This is a genomic window from Collinsella aerofaciens (assembly GCF_039752985.1).
GTDB lineage: Bacteria > Actinomycetota > Coriobacteriia > Coriobacteriales > Coriobacteriaceae > Collinsella > Collinsella aerofaciens_BT.
In genome coordinates this window covers 16,463-40,608 of record NZ_JBDMHA010000010.1, presented here as the reverse complement: position 1 = coordinate 40,608, position 24,146 = coordinate 16,463, and the positions used below count along the sequence as shown (strand labels likewise).

The window sequence follows — 24,146 nt, the reverse complement described above, 5'->3', positions numbered from 1 at the left end:
CTGACCCCATATCGTTGGGGCCAGGCCCGATTTTGCCTCTTGACAATGTCCTGCTCATATTAAAAGGAACGTCCCTAAGTGCCAACCAGGGCAACACCGCAGATAGAGGACGGACAGCGAAAGCCCGCCAGAGCGAGCAAGGTGCCTTCAAGAAAAATGGCGCCGCAGGTTGAGCATAAGTCAGACACTATGACCCAATCCAGGGGCACGGAAACGACAGGAGCCCCCGCTCGTGACCGCGGGTCGGGGCTGCGACAATGATGTTGAAGTGCCATAGGCGCAGCCGCGCCGCAACGAGGTTGGGAGGCTCCCATGCCAAAGTATTCTACCGCGTTCGGGATGGACGTCCACCTGAGGTCGACCACCGTCTGCGCCCTCGACGCGGACACCGGCGAGGCCGTGACGAGGAGGTTCCCCGGCAACCCCTGGGGCGAGATCGCCGGGTGGATGGATGGGTTCCCCGGGCCGTCGCTCGCGGCCTACGAGAGCGGCTACCTCGGCTTCGCCCCGCAAAGGGAGCTCGCCGGGCTCGGCGTCGAGTGCGTCGTCGCCGCGGTCTCGAAGATCCCCAGGTCGGCCGCCGACTCGGCCTCCAGGAACGACAGGAACGACGCCGCCAGGATGGCCAAGGCGATACTGTCGCACGATATCTCCCCGGTATGGGTGCCGTCCCCCGAGATCGAGGGGCTCAGGGACCTCGCCGGGGCCCACGACGCGGCGACCGCGAGGCTCGCGGCGGCGAAGCAGCGGCTCCTGGCGTTCCTGGCCCGCCGTGGCTACGCCTACGGCGGCACGACGCCGGCCGGAAACCCCCGGAGGTACTGGACGTACGACTTCCTCAGGTGGCTCGACAAGGTCCGGCCCGCCGACGACGGCGGCATCCGGGCGCTTGCGGCGCTGAGGAACGAGGTCGAGGCGGCCGCCGAGACGCGCGACGACCTCCTCGCCGAGTACAGGGCCGCCGTCGCGGCGGGCCCCCTCTCGGCGGAGGTCGAGGCGCTCCAGTCGATCAAGGGGTGCGGGTTCGCGCTCGCCGCCGCCTTCGCGTCCGAGGTCGGCGACTTCTCGAGGTTCCGCTCCGGCAGGCAGGTGACGTCCTACTTCGGCCTCGCCCCGAAGCAGAGGTCGAGCGCGGACTCCGTGCGCCTCGGCGGGATCAGCGGGGCCGGCAACGCGCTCGTCAGGAGGTTGGCAGTCGAGGGGTCCTGGAGCTACGTCCAAGCGAGCCACCAACCGAAGCTGATGCCCAAGGGCAGCGGCGTCCCGCTCGAGGTGAGGATGCACGGGAGGAAGGGTTCCGAGCGCCTGCTCCGGCGCCGCGAGGAGATGCTCGCCAGGGGCATGCCCCAGGCGAAGGCGAACGCCGCCACCGCCGCCGAGCTCGTGAGGTGGCTGTGGGCCCTCGGCGCGATGTGCCGGGAGGCAACCGAATAGACATAGCCCCCGTCCCGGCGAGCCGGGCAGCCTTCGGGGATACCCCCGCTTTCGCTGGGCGCGCGGCAGCGGCCGCATGCGCGTAGTCAGACTTGGGGAGCCCCGCCGAAGGAGAGGATTGCGGGCCGCCGGAGCGGTATCCGCGGATATGAGACTGAGCCGAAGGCGTCGACGACATGCCGGGGGCGGACCGGGACGGGTTCAACGGCAGGCCCCGCCGACCGATTGCAAGCGGTCGGCGGGGCCATTGTGGCTCTTGACAGCGGATTGGGTCATATGAGCGAGCGGGTCGCATTTGAGACAAGGTGACGTGAAACGAAAGGGCGCTGACCTTCTGGTCGCGCCCTTGAAGTTGAACGTCAGATTGTCCAAATGCGGCCCGCGCAGCGTCGAGCCGTTACGCGGTTCGTAGAACCGCGTAACAAGTTAGTACATCTTTGCGCCGGCGGGGATGGAGGCGTCGAGCTGGATCAGGTTGAGGCGCTCCTCGCCCTCCTCCTCGTGGACAGCGCTGATCAGCATGCCGCAGCTGGGAATACCCATCATCTTGCGCGGAGGCAGGTTGGTGATGGCGAGCAAGGTCTTGCCAACCAGGTCCTCGGGCTCGTAATAAGCGTGAATACCGGAGAGGATGGTGCGGTCGGTGCCGGTGCCGTCGTCGAGCGTAAAGTTCAGCAGCTTCTTGGACTTCTTGACGGCCTCGCATGCCTTGACCTTCACAGCGCGGAAATCGCTCTTGGAGAAGGTATCAAAGTCGACGAACTCCTCAAACAGCGGCTCAACGGCGATCTTGGAGTAATCGAGCGTGGGCTTAAGCGACTTAACGAATGGGCTCGCGGCGTTGCCGGCCTCTGCAGCCTTGGCGGCAGCGGCACCGGACTGGAAACCCTTCTCGGGCTTCATGTGCGGGAACAGCAGGACGTCGCGGATAGAAGCCTGGTTAGTAAGCAGCATGACCACGCGGTCGATACCAATGCCAATGCCGCCCGCGGGAGGCATACCGTACTCGAGGGCGCGCACGTAGTCCTCGTCATACTCCATAGCCTCATCGTCGCCGCCGGCCTTCTCGGCCATCTGGGCAGCAAAGCGCTCAGCCTGGTCGACCGGGTCGTTGAGCTCGGAGAATGCGTTGGCGTACTCGTGGCCGGCGATGACCAGCTCAAAGCGGTGAGTCAAACGCGGGTCGTCCTCAAAACGCTTAGCGAGCGGGCTGACCTCGATGGGGTAATCGCACACGAAGGTCGGGTTGACGATGGTGTCCTCGCCCAGCTCATCGTAAATCTCGGCGATGATCTTGCCGGCAGTCCACTCGGGCTTGATCTCCAGGCCCTTCTCGCGCGCGGCGGCAGCAAGCTCCTCGACCGGCGTGTCGATGGTGACCTGCTTGCCGAGCACGTCGGAGACGATGTCGGTCATGGGACGGCTGGCCCACTCACCAGAAAGGTCGATGGTCTGGCCCTGGTACTCGATGACCTCGGGGTTGCCGATGGCCTTGTTAGCCGCCTTAATGACACCCTGGGCGAGCGCCTTCATGCCCTCGAGGTCTGAGAAGGCACGGTAGGCCTCCATCGTGGTGAACTCGGGGTTGTGGGTAAGGTCCATGCCCTCGTTACGGAAGATGCGGCCGATCTCGAACACGCGCTCAAAACCACCGACGATGCAGCGCTTGAGGTGCAGCTCGGTGGCAATACGCAGGTAGCACTCCTGATCGAGCGCGTTGAAGTGGGTAATGAACGGCTTGGCGGTAGCGCCGCCCTGGATGGTCTGCAGGATGGGGGTCTCGACCTCCATGTAACCGTCGGACTCCATAAAGCGACGGAAGGTAGAGAGAATCTGCGAACGCTTACGGAAGGTCTCGCGAACGTCGTCGTTGGCGATCAGATCGACATAGCGCTGGCGATAGCGGGTCTCCTTGTCGGAAAGACCGTGGAACTTCTCGGGCAGCGGACGAACGGCCTTGGAAAGCAGGGTCGCGCTCTTAGGGGCAACGGAAAGCTGGCCGCGCTGGGTGCGCACGACCACGCCGGTCACGCCCAGGATGTCGCCCAGGTCGAGGGCCTTGAGCGTATTCCAGGCGGCCTCGTCCATGTCGTTGATGCGGCAGAACAGCTGAATCTCGGCAGTCGCATCGCGCACGACGATGAACATGATCTTGCCCTGACCGCGCTTGGCGACCACGCGGCCGGCGATCTTCACGACGTCCTCGGTGTCCTCGCCATCGGCAAGCTCGGCGTACTTAGCCTCGATATCGGCGACGTAGTCCTCAAGCTCAGAGTGCTCGGGATAGGGGTTCTGGCCCGCCTCGAACAGGGCGGCGCGCTTGGCCAGGCGGGTGGCGCGCTCGTCGTTGAGCGTCGATGCCTGATCGGCGGCGTTCTGGTTCTCTGCCATAAGTTAGCTCCTCAAACTAAAACGCTCCCCAGGATTCGGTCCCAGGGAGCGAAAACATACCTTTACGCGGGACCGTGGTCTAGCGTGCGATCTTGGCGATGGTGTAGACGCGAGTCTTGCCGGAAGGCGTAACGACCTCGACGGAATCACCCTCGCCGTGACCGATGATGGCGTGACCGACCGGAGACTCGTTGGAGATCTTGTGCTCGAGCGAGTTGGTCTCGGTGGTACCAACGAGCGTGACTTCCATGACCTCGCCGTTGGGATCAATCAGCGAAACGGTGGAACCGATGGAGACGGTCAGATCGCCCGTGGTGGCAGCAACCTGAGCGTTGGCAAGAATGGCCTGGATCTCGGCGATACGAGCAGCATTCTGGGCCTGCTTGTCCTTGGCGGCATCGTACTCGGAGTTCTCCGAAAGGTCGCCGAACGCGCGGGCTTCCTTGATGTCCTCGACGATCTCCTTGGCGTAATCGCCCTCACGCCAGGCGAGCTCCTCGACGAGCTTCTGGCGGCCCTCAGCGGTCAGTACGATCTGGCTTGCGTCCATACGGATATCTCCCCAACTCTGATCAAACAATCAACTGTCAACAAAACGAAAAAGACCGGCTAGCCTGCGGGCAAGCCGGTCAGGTGCTCACCCCAAAGGGATGGGACTACTCTGCGTCCGCGTCGCTGTCCTCTGCCTGCTTCTTCTTGGCAGCAGCGAGCTTGGCCTCGAGCTCAGCGATCTCCTTGTCCTCCTCGGACTGCTCGACCACGACCTCCTCGGCCTGCTTGGTCTCGGCCTTATCGTCGCCCTCCATACCCTCGCGGATATTCTTGACGGTAGAGCCGAGGGACTTGCCGAGCTTCGGCAGGTTCTTGGGCCCGAAGATAATCAGGACAACGACGAGAATAATGATGAGCTCAGGAGCCCTCAGTCCAAACATGTAGACCTCCACAATACAGCGAGACAAGCTCGAATGAGTATACCGCGGGTATCGCGGTATCACAACACTAGCTAAAAAAAGGGACCGCAAGAAGCGGTCCCTCCTCATGCTCTGGTCGGGTTGACTGGATTTGAACCAGCGACCCCTGCGTCCCGAACGCAGTGCTCTACCAAACTGAGCCACAACCCGTTAGCTCGACTATAGTAACAAAGATTTTCGCCGCGTGCTAGAGAAATTTTTATTTCTTTGGCGCGTCGATTTGAACCGTGTTGGGAATAAACTCAGTCGCGCAGGCCCACCAGCCATTTTGCTGGGCAGCATCGGCAAGCCTTTCGACCGTGGCAGCGGTGTCGCAAATGGCAAACGAGCAGGCACCCGATCCGCACACATCTACAGCAACGGTTCCGTCCTGTTTACGCAGCCAGTCGAGGACCGTTTGAATCTGCGACTCCATCTGTGCGGAAATGACACCCAGATTGTTATGGATGAGTGCATATGCCGTCTCGGCATCACCAGCACGCAAGGCAGAAGCTATCGCGCCGGGCTTGTCCGCAGGCACCGGGGCCTCGTCAAAACGTCGATAGGCTTCAATTGTCGAAACGCTTGCCTCGCGCGGCTTGACCAGCACGACGGGCGTCGCGGGCAGCGCGGGGTACTCAGTTGCCAGCACGTCTCCCCCACCTACGTAGAACGCAGGACTCGCGTGCAAAAAGAACGGGACGTCAGCACCAATGCCCCGCGCAATATCGTCGAGCGCTGGGTCGGTGCGATCAATGCCCCAGAGCTCTGCCAAGGCGACAATGACCGCGGCCGCATCCGTCGAGGGGCCGCCCAAGCCGGCGCACAATGGAATGCGCTTCTCAATCGTCACGCAGATGTTTGCCTCGCGACCATAATGCTCGGCCATAGCAACCGCAACCCGATACGCCGTATTCTTTTGCATGGGAAAATCTGATGCCGGAACCGTCTGGACGGTCAGCGCCTGCGCCGGCGTGACCGTCACGGTATCGGAAAGACCGACGGCCGCCATCAGGGAATCGACCCTGTGGTAGCCGCGGTCATCGCGCTCGGTATGAACCCCCAGGTAGAGGTTAATCTTTGCCGGCGCGGAAAGAGTCAGGGACCGATCGGTCACCGTTAATGCTCCTCGAGCTGATTGCCGAGCGGGGTAAAGATATGCTCGCCGCTCTCGGGGTCGAACAGCTCGACCTGACCGGTGAGCACATCGATATACTGGTAGGACTGACGCGACTTGCGGCCACGACGCTCGTCAACCTCGACAATGAAGACGGCCGGGTGGACGCTCTTGATGGTGCCCATGCGCTCGACGACGCGGGTACGGCCCATGTTGGCCTTAACCTTGACGCGATCGCCCACCATATCGGTCAGCTTCTCGTGGATGTCGTCGACGTGATTGACTTCCATCTCTTCCATGAACAGGGCCTCCAGAAGGTGCAATTCAAAAAGGGGATAATACCCCTAAGATAGACAAAACTCTAATACTATAGCACCCTGTTGTGGCCATACGCAAGTAGCTAAAAAAGCCCGGTCTCGAATACGTACCAGACGACAATCTCGCATGACCAGTTGTTACGCGGTTTGGTAAAACCGCGTAACCTAAAGGTTATCGGTGTCCAAGACGATGGTGAATGGGCCGTCGTTGACCAAGTCGACTTTCATATCGGCGCCAAAAATGCCGTGCGCCACGTGTTCGACATCTTGGCGAACGAGCGTCAGGAAGTACTCGTAGAGCTCGTTGGCAACATCGGGCGCGCCGGCATCCGTAAACGATGGGCGGCGACCGTGGCGGCAGTCAGCGAACAGCGTGAACTGCGACACCACGAGCACCTCACCGTCGACATCGGCAAGCGCCAAGTTGGTCTTGCCGTTCTCGTCCTCGTTGATGCGCAGCCCGCGGAGCTTGCCCCACAGCTTATCGGCCTCGGCACGCGTATCGCCATGGCCCACACCCAGCAGCACCAGGTAGCCGCGTCCAATGCGGCCCACGCACTCGCCGTCGACCGTCACGCCGGCGTTGAGTACGCGCTGCACCACCGCACGCACGGCCTACTCCTCGCCCGTCAGTTTGGCGGATAGGTGCTCGAGCGCATGGAATCGATGGCTGATGGCGTTCTTCTCGTCCGCCGTCAGCTCGGCCATGGTCTTGCCCGGCGTGTCGACCGGCAGGAACAGCGGGTCGTAGCCAAAGCCGTGATCGCCGCGGCCCTCGTGCGCGATAACGCCCTCGCAGGCGCCCTCACCATAGGTGACCAGACCATCCGTGTCGATGAGCGCGACGACACTCATAAAACGCGCGGTGCGATCCTCGTCTGCCACGCCTTCCAAGTTAACGAGCAGCTTGGCGTTGTTGGCGGCATCGTCGCCATGCACGCCCGCATAGCGCGCGCTATACACGCCCGGCTCGCCGTCCAGGGCATCAACGACCAAGCCCGAATCGTCGGCAATGGCCATAAGGCCCGTCTCCTCAACCGCGGCTTGGGCCTTGATGATGGCGTTCTCCAAAAACGTCGTGCCGTTTTCCTCGGGATCCTCAAAATCACCCAGCTGGCCGAGCGCCACAAAGCGCACCTCGGGCATGACCTTGCCCAAAATGGCCTCGATCTCGGTGAGCTTATGGGCGTTGCCCGTTGCCACGACGATGGTCGCCGCCGGGTCGAGGGTGTCGATGTCAATCTTCTCAAGTGCCATAACTGGCCTCCTTGTCTCTATAGCAAGCCGCGTGAGGGGCGTTTGGGCACTTGACCCCTCCCCTCTCAGGCGATCGGACCTTTCAACGCAGCATTTCAGCAGATAAAACCTACCAAAATAAACCTGTCCCTTTTGGCAGGTTAGGCGATGGCTTGGCGCTGAAGCTCGATGAGCTCGGCGATACCCTTGTCGCCCAGGTCGAGCAGGGCGTTGAGGCGCTTGCGGTCAAAGGGCGCCTGCTCGCCGGTGCCCTGGAGCTCGATCATCTCGCCGGTGTCGGTGGCGACGAGGTTCATGTCGACCTCGGCGTGACTGTCCTCGGAATAATCGAGGTCAAGCAGCGTATTGCCGTCGACAACGCCCATGGAGATGGCAGCCACCTGGCCGATAAGCGGGATGCGCTCGATCTTGCCCGCCTCGACCCACATGGCGAGGGCGTCGTGCAGCGCCACCCAGGCGCCGGTGATGCTCGCTGTACGCGTGCCGCCATCGGCCTGAATCACATCGCAGTCGACGGTGACGGTGTACTCGCCGAGCGCCTTCATGTTGACAACGGTACGCAGGCTGCGGCCAATGAGGCGCTCGATCTCCATGGAGCGACCCTTGCGGTTGGCGTGCTCGCGCTTGCAGCGCTTGCCGGTCGACGCCGGCAGCATGGCGTATTCCGCGGTCACCCAGCCGGCCTTAGCTCCCTTTCGCCAGCCCGGCACGCCCTCCTCGATAGTGGCGGCGCACAGCACGCGCGTGTCACCGAACTCGGCCAAACACGAGCCGTGGGCGTGCTTCATGACGCCACGGGTGAGCTTAACGGGGCGCAACTCGTTGGCGGCGCGATCGTTGGCGCGGTTGACCTGCATGTACTCCATAGAAATTTCCTTTCGGCAAAAGATGTGGCGAAGGCTTTGGCGGCTGCCTTACATCTATTTCAGCTCATCGATATCGATATGTTCGATGCTCTTGAGCGGCTGACCAAAGATAAAGCTGCCCGCCACCGCAAACTCGGCAATGTTATCGGCCGTCGTGGCAAAACGATGCTGCGGCTCGGCGGCGTCGCCCGCCAGCTGCTCGCGGCGCGTGAGGATATCGGTCAGCTCGCGCGTGGTCTCCTCGGCGGAACTCACGACGCGCACCCCAGGCCCCAGCGCATGGCGGATAGGTCCCACCAACAGCGGGAAATGCGTACAGCCGAGCACCACGGTATCGATACCGTGGTCGCGCAGCGGCTCAACCGTGGCACCCACCAGCGCACGCACGGCAGGCGTATCGAAGATGTCCTCGTTCTCAAGCCACTGTTCCTGCAGATGTGCACCCGAGGCGAGCTCGTGTTCGACAACCTCGACAAAGCTCGAGGCAGGACAGCCGTATACATCGACGCCGGCATCCAGGTCCTGAATGGCGCGCGTGTAGGCGCCCGAGCGAATGGTGAGATTGGTGGCGAGCACGCCCACGCGACGCGTACGCGTGCTGTTGATGGCGGCGCGCGCGCCCGGGGCGATCACGCCGATCACGGGAACGTCGAGCACTTGCTGAGCCAAACGCAAGGCCGCGGCGGTCGCCGTGTTGCAGGCGATGACCATGATCTTAACGTCGTGCCTCGATAGCCAGCGGCCCGCCTGCAGCGCAAACGAGCGAACCTCGTCCTCGGTGCGGGTGCCATAAGGGCAGCGCTTAGTGTCACCGAAATAGTAGACGGACTCGTGCGGAAGTGCCGTTGCGATCGCGCGCGCGACCGTCAAGCCGCCCAGGCCCGAGTCGAACACGCCGATCGGACGCGTGTCCCCGGCCATATTATCGATATCGGACATTACCTCACCAGATTCTCTCTCGAAAAATGCAACCAATCGTGATGCGTCGCGCTACGAACGGGCTGCGACCAGCAGCTCGGCCGTTGCCACCCAACCGTCGACAATCTTGCCGCGCGTAATATAGGCATTGTCGCAGGCGTCCAAGAACTCCGGGGCACCGGCGCTCGTCAGACCGTTCTCGACCAGGCAGAACATGCCAACATGGTCGGCCATGTAGAAGTCGGACTCGGAGTCGCCGAGCGCAAGCGTCTCCTCGCGCTCGATCCCCAGGTGCTCGCAGAAGCGCGCAATGGCAACGCCTTTGTTAAGACCCGCCGGATTGATGTTGAAGGCGCGACCGTCCTCGACGCGATCGAGCTCGAGCGTCGTCGGCTTGGACAGGTGAGTCAGATGGCCGTTGCAAGCCCAGATCAGACCGCAGCCGGCCTCGTCCAGGATGGCCTGGACCTCATCGTCGGGCACATCGCCGCGCATGCCGACGGTGACCTCACGGTACTTGTAGCCGGTCGACATGTCGTTGTGGTACTCGATCTTGTGCGGCCAGCGGGCAAGGATCTTCTCGCACACGCCGGTCTGCTCGATCACCTGGTGCGGAGTAAGGCCGCAGGCGGGGTCGTAAGGCATGTCGCCGGTCAGATACTCCCAATCGTTGGCTTTGAGGTCGTACATGACCAGGCCGCCCATCTCGCCGATGTAGGAGTTGAGACCGAGCACGCGCGCGTCCTCGTGGATCATGGTACGGTTGCGGCCCGAGGTGGGAACCACCTGAATACCAGCGCGAGCGAGCGCCACGACGGCCTCGACGAGTTTGGTCGAGGGGTTGCCGTCGTTGTCGCGTAGCACGCACGAGCCGGGTGCGAGCATCGTGGCATCCAGGTCGGTAAAGACGTACTTGACCTTGGCCAAGCGCTCGCGCATCTCGCCCGAAAGCTCGGCAACGGTCGGCAGGGTGTTGTGGGACATGGTTACTCCGTTTACGTAGAAGGGTTTGGACTTGGACGGCATGTTTTGATTGAGGGAACACGCTTATGGCGACAGCGCACTCAGGGCGCCGCCGCCATCATGGTTCATTAGTCAAACTGGGTAACATCGATCAGGCGATTGGCCAACGAAAGGTCGCTCTCGATGGGCACGAACTCGTCGCCCACGTGCATGAGCTCCTCGTCACCCTTTGCCAGCAGCAAGACAATGGTGGGAGCATCAGGGTTGACGTACTCCTCGCGCGCCGCCTTGAACGCCGCATGCACAGCGGCTTCGCGGTCGAGGATGATCTTGTTCGGCGTATCGTCGGGAACATGCTCGGCAAGCTCGCGACAGACCTTCATCGGGTCCTCGTGAGCTGGATCCTCGTTGGCAAAGATCATCAGGTCGGAATACGGTGCGGCCTCGCGCGGAAGCTGCTCGCGGCGCTCCTGCGCCTTGCCGCCGGCAGCGCCAAACAGCGCAATGACGGGGCTAGCGGGAAACGCGCGCTTCACCGACGAGAAAAGCGAACGGAACGAAAGCTGGTTGTGCGCATAGTCGACGACGCAGATCACGCGGCCGTCCTTCGACTCCACGACCTCCATACGGCCCGGCACACGCAGTTTGGAGAGGCCCTTCTTGATAGCCTCGATACCGATGCCGATCTCGCGCGCAGCGGCGATAGCGACCAGCGCGTTTTCCACGTTAAAGTCGCCCGCGATGCCCAGCAGGACCTTCTCCCCCGTCTCGGACTCGTCGGCACACAGGCCATGCAAGTTGAACTCGATGCTAAAGCCGACCATGCGTACGTCGCTTGCCCACAGGCTCGCCTCGGGATGCTCGACCCCAACGGTCACCAAGCGATCGGCCGTCGACGCTGCCTCTAGCACACGGTCAACCTCTTCGGTGCCTAGATTCACCACGGCGGTCTTTGCCTGGTCAAAGATCCTGAGTTTGCTCTCAAAATAATCCTCAAACGTGGGGTGTTCGATCGGCGAGATGTGGTCGCGGCCGATGTTGAGGAAGCACGCCACGTCAAACGGCAGATTCTCGACGCGTTGGTACTTGAGCGCCTGGCTCGAAACCTCCATGACCATGGACTGGCGACCGGACGTGCGGCAGTTGGCGATATGGCGCCAGACCTCGGGGGCCTCGGGCGTAGTATTGGTGCTCTCGTAGCACTCGATGCCATCGTCGGTACTCACCGAGCCGATCATGCCGCAGGACTCGCCCGCCGCTTTGATAATCGACTGGAGCATAAAAGCGGCCGTGGTCTTTCCCTTGGTACCGGTGATACCCACGATCTTGACGTCGTGGTCGGGACGGTCGTAGACCTCCGGCGGCAACAGGGCCATGGCCGTGCGAACGCTATCAACAACCAGCATCGCAGCACCGCTCTCCTGCGCCAGCGGCTCCAGAGACTCGACCAGTGACTCCTCGCACACAAATGCGACGGCGCCCGCATCGAGCGCCATGCTCAAAAACGCGGGCTTAAAGGCAGCACCTTTGCAGAAGAACACGTCACCTGCCGAGACCGCGCGCGAATCAAACGAGCAGCCGGTCACGGCACGCTCGTCAACCTGCTCTGATGCGCGCAGCTCGCCGCACACATCGAGAAGCTTGGCAAGCGTATCGACCGTGGTCACGGTCGCGGAATCCGAATGGTGCATCTTTCACCTTTCTCAGCCATTTGGCAGGGACGGTTTTATAGTAACTGAAACGCACCCACGCAAAAACGGCTCCCGGAGGAGCCGTTACGCGCAGGCGTTCGTCAGCCGAGGCTAGGCAGCCCGAACAGCGGGCTGGTCCTCGTCGATAAAGAAGCGCTTGTACCACACCAAGAACACGAGCGGCGTATAGATCTTGCGCTGGAAATCGCCCTTGCCCGCAAAGTGCAGATCGAGCAGGTGCATGAGTTCGTCGGTATTGAAGAACTCGCTTGCCCACGGCGCGGTGAAGTACTCCTTGACATAGTCGTACCACTTTTGCTCGCGCAGCCAGTAGACAATCGGCACCGGGAAGCCCACCTTGGGACGGGTGGCCCACTCATCGGGCAGCGACTTGTTGGCAGCGTGGCGGAGTACCTGTTTGTTGCCGTTCTCGTTGATGCGGTAGCGGTCGGGAATGTGCTCGGCGAACTCCATGACTTTGCGGTCCAGGAAGGGCACGCGCAGCTCCAGTGAGTGTGCCATGCACATCTTGTCGGCCTTGAGCAGAATGTCGCCCGGGAGCCACATGTTCATGTCCAGGTACTGCTTCTTGACCAGTTCGGGCTGACCCTTCACGCGTGCGTAGATGGGTGCAGCGAGCTCAAAGGCGCCGTCGCCGGTGTTGTACTCGGGCTTGAGCACGCCGTCGACCTCGCGCTCCGGCCATACCAGAGCCTGTCCCAGGAACGACTTCTCGGGGATCTCGGCACCCTTGACCAGGAAGTTATGTCCCTTGAAGTACGGCATATGCAGCGCCAGGTTACCGAGCGCGCGACGGATGGGCAGCGGCACCATCTTTTTGTACTTGCGGACCGGGACCGTATCCTCGTAGTAGGCGTAGCCACCAAAGAGTTCGTCGGCGCCTTCGCCCGAAAGCACGACGGTAACGTCCTTGCGGGCCATCTCGGCCAAGAACCACAGCGGCACGGAAGACAAATTGGACTGCGGCTCATCCATGTGATACTGGATGTCCTCGAGCGCACCGAAGAACTCGTCGGCGGTAATCATCTTGCGAACGTTCTCGACGCCGAGCTTATCGGAAAGCTCCTTGGCGTAGTTGGTCTCGTTGAAGTTCTTGTAGTCAAAGCCCACCGAGAAGGTCTTGTCGGGCATGAGGCAAGCGGCGATGTAGCTGGAGTCGACGCCACCGGAGAGGAACGACGCGACCTTGACGTCGGCGATGCGATGGGCCTCGACGCTCTCGTGCACGACCTCGTCCAGCTCGTCGACATACTCCTCGAACGGCTTCTCGACGGCAGAGTAATCGCAATCCCAGTAGCGCTCGATGTTCATCTTGCCGGTCGGGATATCGACGGTAAAGTAGTGCGCCGGCGGCAGCTTGTAGACACCCTCGAAGAAGGTCTCCTCAGTCGCCGAATACTGCAGCGTCATGTACGGACGCAGAGCCTTTTTGTTGACCGCCTTGTGGAAGTGCGGGTAGTCCAGGAAGCTCTTGATCTCGGAACCAAAGAGCACGCCCGGAGCGCCGTCGCCCGCATCGGCCATGGGATAGTAGTAAAGCGGCTTGATGCCAAAGATGTCGCGGGCGCCAAAAAGCTTGTTCTTCTTTTTGTCCCAGATGACGAAGGCGTACATACCGCGCAAGCGATCGAGTACGGCCTCGCCCCACTCCTCGTAGCCGTGTAGGAGGCTCTCGGTGTCGGCGCCGCAGTGGAACTTGTAGCCCTTGGCCTCGAGCTCGGAACGGAGTTCTTGGAAGTTGTAGATCTCGCCGTTGAAGACAATGACGACGCTACCGTCCTCGTTGGCCATGGGTTGGGCGCCAGCCTCGGTCAGGTCGAGGATCGACAGGCGACGGAAGCCGAGGGCAACGCGGCCGTCGATAAACTGGCCGCCCATGTCGGGACCGCGATGGACGATGCGGTCCATCATCTTGGTGAGCACCTCGGATTGGTTATCCGTCCCACCGACAAAACCGACAAAACCGCACATATACTATCCCCTCTGCTGTTGCTGGGCGTCAAATCGAATCAGTAGCTTTTGAGTATACCCGAGGGCGTAAAGAGGGGCGGAATGTTCAGGCAATCTCAACTGAATCAGCTCCGTGCCGACACGCGCCAGTTACCTTTAATGGATATGAGGTGAATGGGGCGATTGTTTTGCTATACTCTCTCCGCACGGGCGATTGGCGCAACGGTTAGCGCAGGTGCTTTACACGCACAAGGCTGGGGGTTCGAATCCCTCATCGCCCACCACTGAATTGTTAGGCTCCCAGCAATGGGAGCCTTTCTTTTCTGGGCCCATCGCAGAGGGATTCGAACCCGACAGGGTGCGGAGCTGAGGAAACGCGCAAGCGTTTTCCAGCGCAGCACGCGAGGGCCGTAGACCCGAAGCGAAAGCGGGCGGCGCCAGCCGCACGCGGACATCCCTCATCGCCCACCACTGAATTGTTAGGCCTCCAGCGATGGAGGCCTTTCTTTTTTCAGGCCCATCGCAGAGGGATTCGAACCCGTCAGCACGTCTGTCACAAAGGCCGTGGTCAAAAAATGGCAAAAATGAGTACTGCTACTTTGTTTGCAACATATAAATAGACAGTATTTGCTTAAGTTACGCAACATATGTCCATTATAAGGACTAACAGTTAGATCAAAATCGTGCTTTCATCGTCATTTCGACTTGCTATCTGGCCTTATTAGTCCAAAATTGCTGCTACCAAATCGGTAACAGTACTCATATTTGATGTTTTTTGACCAGCAGGTCTCCCTGCCTTAGCAAATCTAAGGCAAAACGGGCTCCAGACCGCTGAATCATGCCGCATAGGACACGCCCACAGTCCGGAACCCGGTCCAAATTGAGTTATTGCGCCGCGTTAGCCCAAGACATCCGACAGGATCTCGATCAGGCTGTCCACGTCGGCTTCCTCGCAGACGAGTGGCGGCAGGAAACGCAGCGTATGGGCACCCGTAGCGTTGATTACGGCACCGGCCCCCAATGCACGGGCCACAACGTCGTGTGCATCACCCGCAGTATCGTCAAGATCGCAGCCGAGCATCAGGCCACGGCCACGCACCTCTACCACATGCGGAAGCTTAGCCAGCGCCTGCTCCATATAGGCGCCCACCTTGGCGGCATGCTCGGCATAATCGCCGCGCACAAGCGCGGAGAGCGTCGCGGCACACGCCGCGATGGCCAAGCAGCTACCGCCGAAGGTCGAACCATGATCGCCGGGCTTAAACACGTCGGCAATCTCCTTCTTTGCCACGACGGCACCCATGGGCACGCCGTCGGCAATGCCCTTGGCAAGGCTCATGATGTCAGGCTCCACGCCATAGGTTTGGAATGCAAATGGCTTGCCGGAGCGGAAGATGCCGCACTGGACCTCGTCGGCGATAAGCACGGCGCCCACTTCGTGTGCCAGGTCGCGCGCTGCCGCCATAAACTCCTCGGTCATGGGGTGCACGCCACTCTCACCCTGGATCGGCTCGAGCATCACGGCACAAATCTCGCTCCCCAGCTGCTTAAAGATTGCACGCAGTTCATCGACATCGTTGGGCGTGCAGGCCACAAAGCCACCCGGCAGCGGGCGGAAGCTGTCCTGCAGCCAATCCTGCATGGTGGCGGCAATGGTCTCGAGCGTACGACCGTGGAAGCCACCGCGCATGCACACGATGGTGTTGCCGCCATTACCGGCACGCTTGGCGTACAGGCGCGCGAGCTTCATCGAGCCCTCGTTGGCCTCGGCGCCGGAGTTGGCAAAGAACGTCTCCCACACCCGCTCGCCCGCAGCCGGGGCACCAAGAGCAGCTGCCGTGGTCTCATCGCCGGCGACAATGGCATCGGCAAGCACGCGCGCACCATCTACGTCGTCGTTAGCAAGCTTGGACAGCAGCGCCGCGACCTGTCCGCGCTGCTCGATGTAGAAATAGTTGGAGACATGCATGAGCTTTTTGGTCTGTGCCTCGAGCGCCGAGAGCACAGCCAGGTTGCCATGACCTAGGCTGCACACGCCGATGCCGGCAAGAAAGTCGAGGTACTCACGGTCATCGTCGCCGGTGAGCTTCATGCCGTGACCCTCGACAAACTCGACCGGAGAGCGGCCAAAGGTATGCATAACGTAATGGGATTCAAGCGATTGCTGAGCTGCAAGTGACATGGGATGCCTTTCGTTGAGCGCCGGACGGCGCAGACCTATGGGTGCAGGAATGGGGCGGCTGCGGGTCAGCTAGACCGTCTGAAGCTTCTCGACCTCGTCGAGGTTCTCGGTCAGACGCGCAGCAAACGTCGAAAGCGGATGCGGATGCGTATCGAACTCGTAAGCCGTCTCGGTGGAATGGATCACGGTACCGACGCCGGCATCGGTCAGCAGCTCCAGCAGCAGCGAATGCGGCGTGGTGCCGTTGATGATGTGAGCACGAAATACGCCGCCGGCAAGCGCATCGACGGCCGCGCGCAGTTTGGGAATCATGCCCTTATCGACCTCGCCGCCGTAGAGCATCTCGTTAACCTCGTCGAGCGTTAGGTTGGAGATAAGCGAGTCCTTGTCGCTAAAGTCCTTGTACAGGCCATCGACATCGGTCAAAAAGATCGCCTTATGCGCGTGGAGCGCCGCAGCAACGGCACCGGCGGCGGTATCGGCGTTGATGTTGAAGAAACCGCCGTCCTCCCCCGCCGCGACGGTTGCGATGACGGGGATGTACTCGCTGTCGAGTAAGCGCTCGATATAGTCGGTGTTGACGTGCGTCACTTTGCCCACGCGACCGAGCTCGGGGTCGAGCGGCTCGGCGATGAGCGTGCCGGCATCGCTGCCCGACACGCCCACGGCCAGGTTGCCGTGGTGGTTGATGGCAGCAACCAGCTCCTGGTTGACCTTGCCGCCCAACACCTCGCGCACGATATCCATAGTCGCCGGCGTGGTCACGCGCTGGCCGTTCTTAAACTCGACGGGAATATCGTAATGGCTCAGCGCCTCGTTGATAGCCTTGCCGCCGCCGTGCACGATGACGGGGCGCATACCGATGATCTTGAGCAAAACGATGTCGCTCATCACGTCGCGGCGCAGCTGCTCATCAACCATGGCGGCTCCGCCATATTTGATAACAACCGTCTTGCCGGTCAGGTTCTTAATCCACGGCAGCGCTTCGAACAGCAGCTGCGCGGTTGCTTCGTTGGATTCGCTCGAACGACAATCGCGTGCGAATTTCATAATCTGCCTCGTCTTTCATATCGTTATCGCGCCGTGCTCCGCTGTCCGCAATCGCGGCAAGATGCGCAGCGTGCCCGGAATCTAGGAACGGTAGTCACCGTTGATGGAGATGTACTCATGCGTGAGGTCGCAGGTCCACACGGTCGTTGCCGCGTCGCCTGCGCCCAGGTCGGCCGAGATCACGATCTCTGGCGCCTCGAAACGTCGTAGAGCCTCGTCCTCGTCAAAGGGAACAGTCAGACCATCGCGACAGACAGGCATGCCCATCATGTCGATGGAAACGTCTTCCTGATTAAACTTCACGCCGCACTTGCCGAGTGCCATAGCAACGCGACCCCAGTTGCAGTCGTGGCCGGCGATGCAGGTCTTAACGAGCGGCGAGTTGGCAACGGCACGGGCGGCGATATCGGCTTCCTCGTCGTTCACGGCGCCGGTAACGTTGACCGTAACAAGCTTGGATGCGCCCTCACCATCGGCGGCGATATTGCGCGCCAGGCTCTCGCACACCTCGTGCACAGCAAATGCCAACTCGTCAAAGGCATCGGAGCCCTCGACGATAGGCTCGACATCTGCGGCAGCGGCGCCGGAGGCAAGCATGATGCAGGTGTCGTTGGTCGAGGTGTCGGAATCGACCGTTACCTTGTTAAAGGTCTGCTTGACGGTCGAGAGCAGCAGGGCATGAAGTGCCGCAGGCTCGACGGGGGCATCGGTGGTGATAACTGCGATCATGGTGGCCATGTTGGGCATGATCATGCCCGAGCCCTTGCACATGCCGCCTACCGTATAGACATTACCCGCATGACCCGCCGCCTCGCTGACGTAGGACACGGCGTACTCCTTGGAGTGCGTGTCGGTCGTCATGATGGCGCGAGCGGCATCGGCGCCACCGTGGGCGGAGAGCGCCTCGTAGGCGGCAGGAATGGCGGTCTCAAACGTGTCGATCGGCAGAATCTGGCCAATCACACCCGTGGAGGCAACCAGAATCTGCTGGGGCTCACAGCCGATGACCTGCGATGCGATGCTGCACGTCTCGCGCGCGCATGCAAGGCCGGTCTCACCCGTGGCGGCGTTAGCATTGCCAGAGTTGACCGAAACGCCGGCGATGATTCCGTAGCCCTTGTCGGCACCGCCCAGGTTGGCACGGCTCACCTGCACGGGCGCCGCGCAAAAGCGATTGGTGGTAAACACGCCGGCACCGGGACAGGGTTTATCGGGCACGACGAGCGCGTAATCCAGACGCTCGGGGTTCTTGCGGAACCCAGCGTGGATGCCTGCAGCCTTAAAACCAGCCGCAGCCGTAACGCCACCCTCGACGGCGCGAATCTTGATATCAAACAGCTCGGTATTCATCGTCTTTATGACTCCTTATGTCAAACAAAAAACGGACATCGGTTGGTGCGCCATGCCAGTCGTGATCATGAGACCAGCTTAAGAGTGGCGCCCCACTCGATGCCCGACTACCAAATCGTTAACAATCGAATGTGCTACACCGGGCACGCCACTGTGGACAAGCCTCGTCGCTCGTCAAAGCCAAAGACGATATTGGCGCACTGGACTGCTTGGCCCGCAGCGCCCTTGCACAGATTGTCGATGGCGCCCGTCGCCACCAGCACGCCCGCGCACTTGTTGAGCGCGAGGCCGATCTGGGCGGCGTTGGTGCCGACGACCGAAGCCGTCTTGGGCTGCTGGCCGGCGTCGAGTACGCGCACGAAAGTGCGACCAGCGTAGAACTGCTTGTAATAGTCGACAACGTCCTCAAGGGTCAGGGAGTCGATGGCCTGCGGCGTGAGCGGCAGCGTCACCGTGGAGAGCAGGCCGCGCTTGAGCGGTGCCAGGTGCGGGGTAAAGACGACGCGATCTGTTAGACCAAGGATTTGCTCGATTTCGGGCGTGTGACGATGCTTACCCACGCCGTAGGCCTCCAAGTTCTCGTCGGCGCTGCAAAAATGGGTGCGGGCGTTGCAGGACTTACCGGCGCCCGTCACGCCGCTAATGGCATCGACAATCACGGGACCGTTCTCGGCCACCCAGCCCGCACGCACGGCAGGAGCGGCAGCAAGGCTCGTTGCGGTGGGATAGCAGCCGGCGCAGGCGACCAACACGGGCCTGCCAGCGGCATGGTTGGAAGCAGCGGTCTCTAAGTCCTGGCAGAACAGCTCGGGCAGACCGAAGGCGCGGGTCTTGAGCAACTCGGGGCTCGTGTGCTCGGCGGCATACCAGGCCTCAAAGGTGGCCGGATCGCTCAGGCGATAGTCGGCCGAGAGGTCAATGCAGGAGACTCCCGCGGCAAGCAGGGCGGGCACCTGAGCCATGGCAGCCGTGTGCGGCACGGCCAAAAATACCGCGTCGCAGTTCTTGAGCTCGGGGGCATCATGCGTCGTGAAGACAAGATCGCTTACGCCGGTGAAGCTCGGGTACACCGCAGACAACGGCTGGCCGGCATCGGCGTTGGACGTAATGGCAACAAGTTCAAACTCGGGATGACCGAGCACGAGGCGAATGAGCTCGGCTCCGGCATATCCAGCCGCGCCGACGATTCCAACCTTCAAAGACATATCAGACTCCTTGTCTGCGATTTATGCACCGATGCGCATTTCTCAGCAGTCGTTATGAGGTGGGTTGAAACTTTAGCACCAAAAGATGCATGAACACATAAATGGCTTGCATATTCATGCATTGAAACATTCCCGACACATTCGCTTGAAGGAATTGACAAATGGAGCGGGCCCCGTATTGACCGGCGCTCCTAACGGCGCCGGGCAATACGGGGCCCGCCCATGCGAAAACCAAGTTGTTAGGATGAGCCAGCTGGCTAGAGCTCGACCGGCACCCATTCGTCGTGATTGCAGATAAATGCCTCGGAATCCTCGACGCTAAAGAAGACAAGCGCGGGGTCGTTAGGCCCCTCATAGTGCTCGCCCAGGTGCTCTAGATGCTTCCACCCGGCTTCGCGCATTTCGTCTAAAGCCCGGTCATCCAAGCCGGCACGCCCGCGCAAGATGAGCCAGCCATGGCCCGGCCACCAACTCGTGGCCTCAAAGCGCTGGTTTTGCAGCAGCTCTTGCCACACATCTTTGGTGCGCGCTGTTACAAACCACAGCTTGCCATCCTGGATCTGCGCAAACGAAAACGGACGCACATGAGGCTGTCCGTCAACGCTCGTCGCCAAATACCATGCCGGCACCGACGTCAGATACTCCAAAACCGTATTCAATCCGTCCACGTTTCCTCCTGTACTAGCTAGTTTGGGAGCCTGGTTTGTGTGAACTAGAGCTCCAGGCGCTCCTCGCTGCCGTCGATATCACAGAAGCGGGCGACGATATTGCGGACCGAGAAAAACGCAAGGCGGCCGTCGTTGGCGCTCTCGTGATTCTCGCCAATGCCCACCATGTGCTTAAAGCCTGCTTCGCGAACGCGGTCGCTCACGACCACATCGTCCTCGAGCGCGGCCTCGCCGGTCAATACGATCCAGCACTCCCCCGGCTTCCAGCCCGAAAGCTCAAACTTGGGGTTCGCGCTGAGCTCGGCCCACACGTCCTTATCGCGCGACGTGCAAAACCACAACTTGCCGTTATCGACCATGGCAAACGAGAACGGCCTTACGCGCGGCTGATGCCCATCGTTCGCATCAGTCGTAGCCAGAAACCACGCGGGGATGCGCCTGAGGTATGTGCAGGCGCGCTCGAGTTGGGCCGTGCGGTCGATTTCGGTCATAGGGACCCCTTTCTTGCGCTCGAATCGCGCCTAAACAAGTTGAAGATTGATGACGATGACGCAGATGAGCAGCAACGCCGTCACCACCGCCGCCAACGCATCGCTGCGGCCAAATGCAAGCGCATGCAAACGTGTGCGGCCCTGCTCGCCATGATAGCAACGGGCATCCATGGCGGCCGAAAGCGTCTCGGCATGACGGAACACGCCCGTGAACAGCGGAATCGCCACACTGCCGAGCATACGCACGCCGCCGAGCGGGCCTCCCGTCACGCGCGCACCGCGGCTTGCTTGCGCGTCCGCCGTCTGCTTCATCTCGGTGGCAAACTGCGGCATAAAGCGCAGCGCGATACCCATAATCATGCCGAGCTCATGCGCAGGGAGCCCCACGCGCGCAAACGGTGCGAGCAGACGCTCAAAGCCCGCGGTGAGGTCGAGCGTGGGCGTGGTGAGCGTAATGGCGCTCATGCCGGCCATCATCAGAGTCAGGCGGCACGCCATAAAGGCGGCAGAACGCAGCGAGCCCTCGCTTATCTGCAGAAAGCCGAGCTGCCACAGGATGCGCCCGCTTTGGTCGGTAAACAGGTTGAGCACCGCGACTACCACGACAATCGCCAACAGCGGAGCCATCGATGATAGGACACGGCGAGCCGGCACCCGGGATACGGCATAGATCAGGACAACGAAGGCCGCCACTGGAAGCAAGCCGCGGAAGCTACTGACGGTGAGCGTCGTAATCAGGAATACAAAGCCCAGAAGCAACTTGGTGCGCGGATCCAGTCGATGGATCGCACTATCTCCGGGGTAGTAACTGCCAAACGAAAACGCCTCCATTAGCAGCCCTCCTCTCGCGCGACCGTCTTGGATTTAGCAATGTCCGCGACGTTAGAAGGACCGTCCGAGCGACCGATTAGCAGGTCCACCAACTCGTCTGCCAGTGACTCAACCGTATAGAGGCCGTCAAAGCGCAGCGGCACGCCTGCCTTCGCAAGCGTCAGCGCCATGCGCTGGGCAGCGGGAACACCCAAGCCGATCGACTTGAGCTCATCCGCATGCGCAAAAACCTGAGCGGGCGTGCCCTCGGCAAACACCGCGCCCTCGTTCATCACGACAATACGGTCGCAGCAATTGGCAAGGTCATCCATACTGTGTGAGACCATGACGACGGTCAGACCATCGCGGTGAAGTCGATCGATGAGCCCCAGGAAATCACTACGCGCCGCCGGATCGAGCCCCGCCATGGGCTCATCGAGTACCAGGACCTCGGGCTCCATGGCAAGCACACCAGCAAACGCCACGCGCCGCTGCTGCCCGCCCGAGAGCTCAAAGGGGCTCTTGTCGCCCACCGTAGCCAGGTCGAGCCCCACGCGCGCGAGCGATGACTCAACGCGGCGGGCAACCTCGGCCTGCGACAAGCCAAGGTTATGCGGACCAAATGCCACGTCCTGTGCCACGGTCTCGGCAAACAGTTGACGCTCTGGATACTGAAATACCACGCCGACCTTTGCCTTAACCGCGGCGGCATTTTTCTTGTTTACCAGGTCGAGCCCCAGCGCGTAAACGGAACCCTCCTGGAGACGAATCAGGCCGTTGAGATGCTGAACCAGCGTCGACTTACCCGAACCGGTATGGCCCGCAAGGCCCAAGAACTCGCCACGACGCACCGTCAGCGATACATCGCGCAGCGCCCACGGGCTGCTTGGGTCGTTTCCCCAGAGAGCCTGTTTGTTCGATTTGTCCGCAGTGGCCGAGCGCTTGTGCCAGCGGTGGCGCTCGCGCGGACTGAGCGAATAACTGTACGAAACATGGGATAGTTCGATGACGGGCTCCGACGCGTTGTCCTCGTTGTCTACCGGAACAGTGCCGTCAGCGATTTCCAACTGGGATGCGGAAGACTGTCCCGCGGTGTCTGCCCCACTTCGCTCGGCATAAGCCTGCGCAATCTCAGCGACCATATCCACCTCGCGCACCTGCGCATGAACAGGCACGCCCTTCGTACGAAGCGCCATGCCCAGACGACACGACTCCGGCATATCCAGGTTGAGCTGCGCAAGCTCATCCGCCCGCGTCAAAATTTCCTCGGGCGTACCGAGCATGGCAACGTGCCCCGCCCGAAACACCGCGACACGATCGGCCTCGGCGGCTTCTTCCATAAAGTGCGTAATCATCACGATGGTCATACCGCGAGCGTGCAACGCGCGGCAAGCCTTCATGAGGCCCTTACGTCCACGCGGATCGAGCATCGAGGAAGCCTCGTCCAAAATGAGAACGCGCGGTTCCATGGCAAGCACGCCGGCAAGCGCCACGCGTTGCTTTTGGCCACCCGAAAGCGCATGGGTCTCGTGGCGCTCAAAGCCCACCAGACCCACGGCCTTCAGCGCCTCGCGCACGCGCTGCGCGATCTGGGCCGATTCGACCCCTAAGTTCTCGGGACCAAACGCAACGTCGTCCTCGACAAGCGTCGCCACAAGCTGGTCGTCGGGATTCTGGAACACCATGCCAGCAGTCGAGCGGATGTCGTAGACCAGCTCGGGATCGGACGCGTCCATGCCGTTGACGCACACCGTTCCCGCATCGGGCTGCAGCAGCGCATTCAGATGCTTGGCAAACGTCGACTTGCCCGACCCATTGCCACCGAGGATGCAGAAAAACTCCCCGTCCTCGATGTTCAGATCGACACCGTCGAGTGCCGACACGGCACCGTCATAGCTAAAGGAAACGCCCCGACACTCAATCATGCGCGGCCTTTGACCTGGTCCTTTTTAGGCGTGATGAGGTTGGAGACTGCTTTATACACCACCAGCGTCAACACCGAGTTAAGCACGGTCTTGATAAGGTTGAACGGCAGCACGGCAGGAATCATGAGCGGGGCGATCACATCGACCGAGCCATACCAGAACCATACGCCAATGGTAAGGTTTGCGACCATAGACAGCGCCGTAGCGGCAATGACGCCGAGCACCAGGCCAATCACGGCACCCTTATAGGTATGCATCTTCTGGTAGACGATAGCCGCGGGCAGAATGTAGCCCAGCGTGGCAACCAGGTTCATAAGCGCGCCGACCCAGTCACCCGTGGTGAGCGCATGGATAACGATCGCCATGGCGGCAACAGCGGTACCGGCGCCGGGACCATACGCAAATCCACACACCATCGCTGGCACCAGCGACGGGTCATACGTCAAAAACGGCGCCGAAGGAAGGATGGGCAGCTGCACATACATAAACAGGGCGCCCAAGGCGCACATCAACGCCATGGTAACGAGCTGTTTGGTGCTCCACCTATTCGTGTTCTCAAAATGGATATGCTGCGACTGTTCAGACATAAG

Annotated in this window: 22 protein-coding genes and 2 tRNA genes; 2 read left to right on the top strand and 22 right to left on the bottom strand. The window is 61.1% G+C overall.

The window, feature by feature from the left end; translation table 11 throughout:
- The first annotated feature begins 312 nt into the window (after positions 1-312).
- A complete protein-coding gene (locus ABHR76_RS02480) occupies positions 313-1,434 on the top strand; it encodes an IS110 family RNA-guided transposase (protein ID WP_346976719.1) in 1,122 nt (373 codons plus the stop codon).
- Between the two features lie 426 nt (positions 1,435-1,860).
- Here the strand turns inward: ABHR76_RS02480 and lysS are convergent, their stop codons facing one another.
- The 13 genes from lysS to asnB form a co-directional block, all read right to left on the bottom strand.
- On the bottom strand, positions 1,861-3,825 hold the full coding sequence (gene lysS, locus ABHR76_RS02475) for a lysine--tRNA ligase (RefSeq protein WP_117629265.1): 1,965 nt from the start codon (positions 3,823-3,825) through the stop codon (positions 1,861-1,863).
- Positions 3,826-3,904: 79 nt separating this feature from the next.
- Positions 3,905-4,375, bottom strand: coding sequence for a transcription elongation factor GreA (greA, locus tag ABHR76_RS02470; RefSeq protein ID WP_006234960.1), 471 nt, complete (start codon positions 4,373-4,375; stop codon positions 3,905-3,907).
- A 106-nt stretch (positions 4,376-4,481) separates the two neighbouring features.
- The gene (gene tatA / locus ABHR76_RS02465; RefSeq protein WP_022094895.1) at positions 4,482-4,757 is read right to left on the bottom strand and encodes a twin-arginine translocase TatA/TatE family subunit; all 276 of its coding nucleotides are present in this window, start codon (positions 4,755-4,757) and stop codon (positions 4,482-4,484) included.
- Between the two features lie 112 nt (positions 4,758-4,869).
- Positions 4,870-4,946, bottom strand: a tRNA-Pro gene (locus ABHR76_RS02460).
- 49 nt (positions 4,947-4,995) lie between these two features.
- Positions 4,996-5,892 carry a 4-(cytidine 5'-diphospho)-2-C-methyl-D-erythritol kinase gene (gene ispE, locus ABHR76_RS02455; protein ID WP_271730202.1) on the bottom strand — a complete coding sequence of 299 codons (897 nt, stop codon included), beginning with the start codon at positions 5,890-5,892 and terminating at the stop codon, positions 4,996-4,998.
- Positions 5,893-5,894: 2 nt separating this feature from the next.
- Entirely contained in the window at positions 5,895-6,191 is a 297-nt protein-coding gene (locus tag ABHR76_RS02450) for a Veg family protein (RefSeq protein ID WP_006234957.1), read from the bottom strand.
- A 183-nt stretch (positions 6,192-6,374) separates the two neighbouring features.
- Positions 6,375-6,821: a D-aminoacyl-tRNA deacylase gene (gene dtd, locus ABHR76_RS02445; RefSeq protein WP_055286755.1), complete on the bottom strand. Its 447-nt coding sequence runs from the start codon at positions 6,819-6,821 to the stop codon at positions 6,375-6,377.
- A 3-nt stretch (positions 6,822-6,824) separates the two neighbouring features.
- Positions 6,825-7,466: an RdgB/HAM1 family non-canonical purine NTP pyrophosphatase gene (gene rdgB / locus ABHR76_RS02440; RefSeq protein ID WP_022094898.1), complete on the bottom strand. Its 642-nt coding sequence runs from the start codon at positions 7,464-7,466 to the stop codon at positions 6,825-6,827.
- Between the two features lie 140 nt (positions 7,467-7,606).
- Positions 7,607-8,332, bottom strand: a complete 726-nt coding sequence (rph, locus tag ABHR76_RS02435) for a ribonuclease PH (RefSeq protein WP_215673975.1) — start codon at positions 8,330-8,332, stop codon at positions 7,607-7,609.
- A gap of 54 nt (positions 8,333-8,386) precedes the next feature.
- Positions 8,387-9,271: a glutamate racemase gene (gene murI / locus ABHR76_RS02430; protein ID WP_346976718.1), complete on the bottom strand. Its 885-nt coding sequence runs from the start codon at positions 9,269-9,271 to the stop codon at positions 8,387-8,389.
- 51 nt (positions 9,272-9,322) lie between these two features.
- Positions 9,323-10,234 (bottom strand): HAD family hydrolase, encoded by a 912-nt coding sequence (locus ABHR76_RS02425; protein ID WP_346976717.1) that lies wholly within the window; start codon positions 10,232-10,234, stop codon positions 9,323-9,325.
- A gap of 107 nt (positions 10,235-10,341) precedes the next feature.
- Positions 10,342-11,904 carry a Mur ligase family protein gene (locus ABHR76_RS02420; protein WP_196022178.1) on the bottom strand — a complete coding sequence of 521 codons (1,563 nt, stop codon included), beginning with the start codon at positions 11,902-11,904 and terminating at the stop codon, positions 10,342-10,344.
- 111 nt (positions 11,905-12,015) lie between these two features.
- Positions 12,016-13,896 carry an asparagine synthase (glutamine-hydrolyzing) gene (asnB, locus tag ABHR76_RS02415; RefSeq protein WP_055286765.1) on the bottom strand — a complete coding sequence of 627 codons (1,881 nt, stop codon included), beginning with the start codon at positions 13,894-13,896 and terminating at the stop codon, positions 12,016-12,018.
- A gap of 187 nt (positions 13,897-14,083) precedes the next feature.
- Between asnB and ABHR76_RS02410 the strand changes: the two genes are divergently transcribed.
- Positions 14,084-14,159, top strand: a tRNA-Val gene (locus tag ABHR76_RS02410).
- Between the two features lie 614 nt (positions 14,160-14,773).
- Here ABHR76_RS02410 and ABHR76_RS02405 read toward each other — a convergent pair.
- The 9 genes from ABHR76_RS02405 to ABHR76_RS02365 form a co-directional block, all read right to left on the bottom strand.
- A complete protein-coding gene (locus ABHR76_RS02405) occupies positions 14,774-16,057 on the bottom strand; it encodes an aspartate aminotransferase family protein (protein ID WP_346976716.1) in 1,284 nt (427 codons plus the stop codon).
- A gap of 69 nt (positions 16,058-16,126) precedes the next feature.
- Positions 16,127-17,107 (bottom strand): acetylglutamate kinase, encoded by a 981-nt coding sequence (argB, locus tag ABHR76_RS02400; RefSeq protein WP_117583122.1) that lies wholly within the window; start codon positions 17,105-17,107, stop codon positions 16,127-16,129.
- An 81-nt stretch (positions 17,108-17,188) separates the two neighbouring features.
- Positions 17,189-18,457, bottom strand: coding sequence for a bifunctional glutamate N-acetyltransferase/amino-acid acetyltransferase ArgJ (gene argJ / locus ABHR76_RS02395; RefSeq protein ID WP_346976715.1), 1,269 nt, complete (start codon positions 18,455-18,457; stop codon positions 17,189-17,191).
- Positions 18,458-18,591: 134 nt separating this feature from the next.
- A complete protein-coding gene (argC, locus tag ABHR76_RS02390) occupies positions 18,592-19,662 on the bottom strand; it encodes an N-acetyl-gamma-glutamyl-phosphate reductase (RefSeq protein ID WP_346976714.1) in 1,071 nt (356 codons plus the stop codon).
- A 257-nt stretch (positions 19,663-19,919) separates the two neighbouring features.
- On the bottom strand, positions 19,920-20,330 hold the full coding sequence (locus ABHR76_RS02385) for a pyridoxamine 5'-phosphate oxidase family protein (protein ID WP_118272930.1): 411 nt from the start codon (positions 20,328-20,330) through the stop codon (positions 19,920-19,922).
- 44 nt (positions 20,331-20,374) lie between these two features.
- Positions 20,375-20,821 (bottom strand): pyridoxamine 5'-phosphate oxidase family protein, encoded by a 447-nt coding sequence (locus ABHR76_RS02380; RefSeq protein ID WP_316368659.1) that lies wholly within the window; start codon positions 20,819-20,821, stop codon positions 20,375-20,377.
- Positions 20,822-20,851: 30 nt separating this feature from the next.
- Entirely contained in the window at positions 20,852-21,652 is an 801-nt protein-coding gene (locus ABHR76_RS02375) for an energy-coupling factor transporter transmembrane component T family protein (RefSeq protein ID WP_346976713.1), read from the bottom strand.
- The gene (locus ABHR76_RS02370) at positions 21,652-23,556 is read right to left on the bottom strand and encodes an energy-coupling factor transporter ATPase (protein ID WP_346976712.1); all 1,905 of its coding nucleotides are present in this window, start codon (positions 23,554-23,556) and stop codon (positions 21,652-21,654) included. Before ABHR76_RS02370 ends, ABHR76_RS02375 begins: the two co-directional genes overlap by 1 nt.
- Complete coding sequence (locus tag ABHR76_RS02365; protein WP_240128684.1) at positions 23,553-24,143, bottom strand: ECF transporter S component; 591 nt, start codon at positions 24,141-24,143, stop codon at positions 23,553-23,555. The genes ABHR76_RS02370 and ABHR76_RS02365 overlap by 4 nt, the downstream gene beginning before the upstream one ends.
- Between the last annotated feature and the right edge of the window lie 3 nt (positions 24,144-24,146).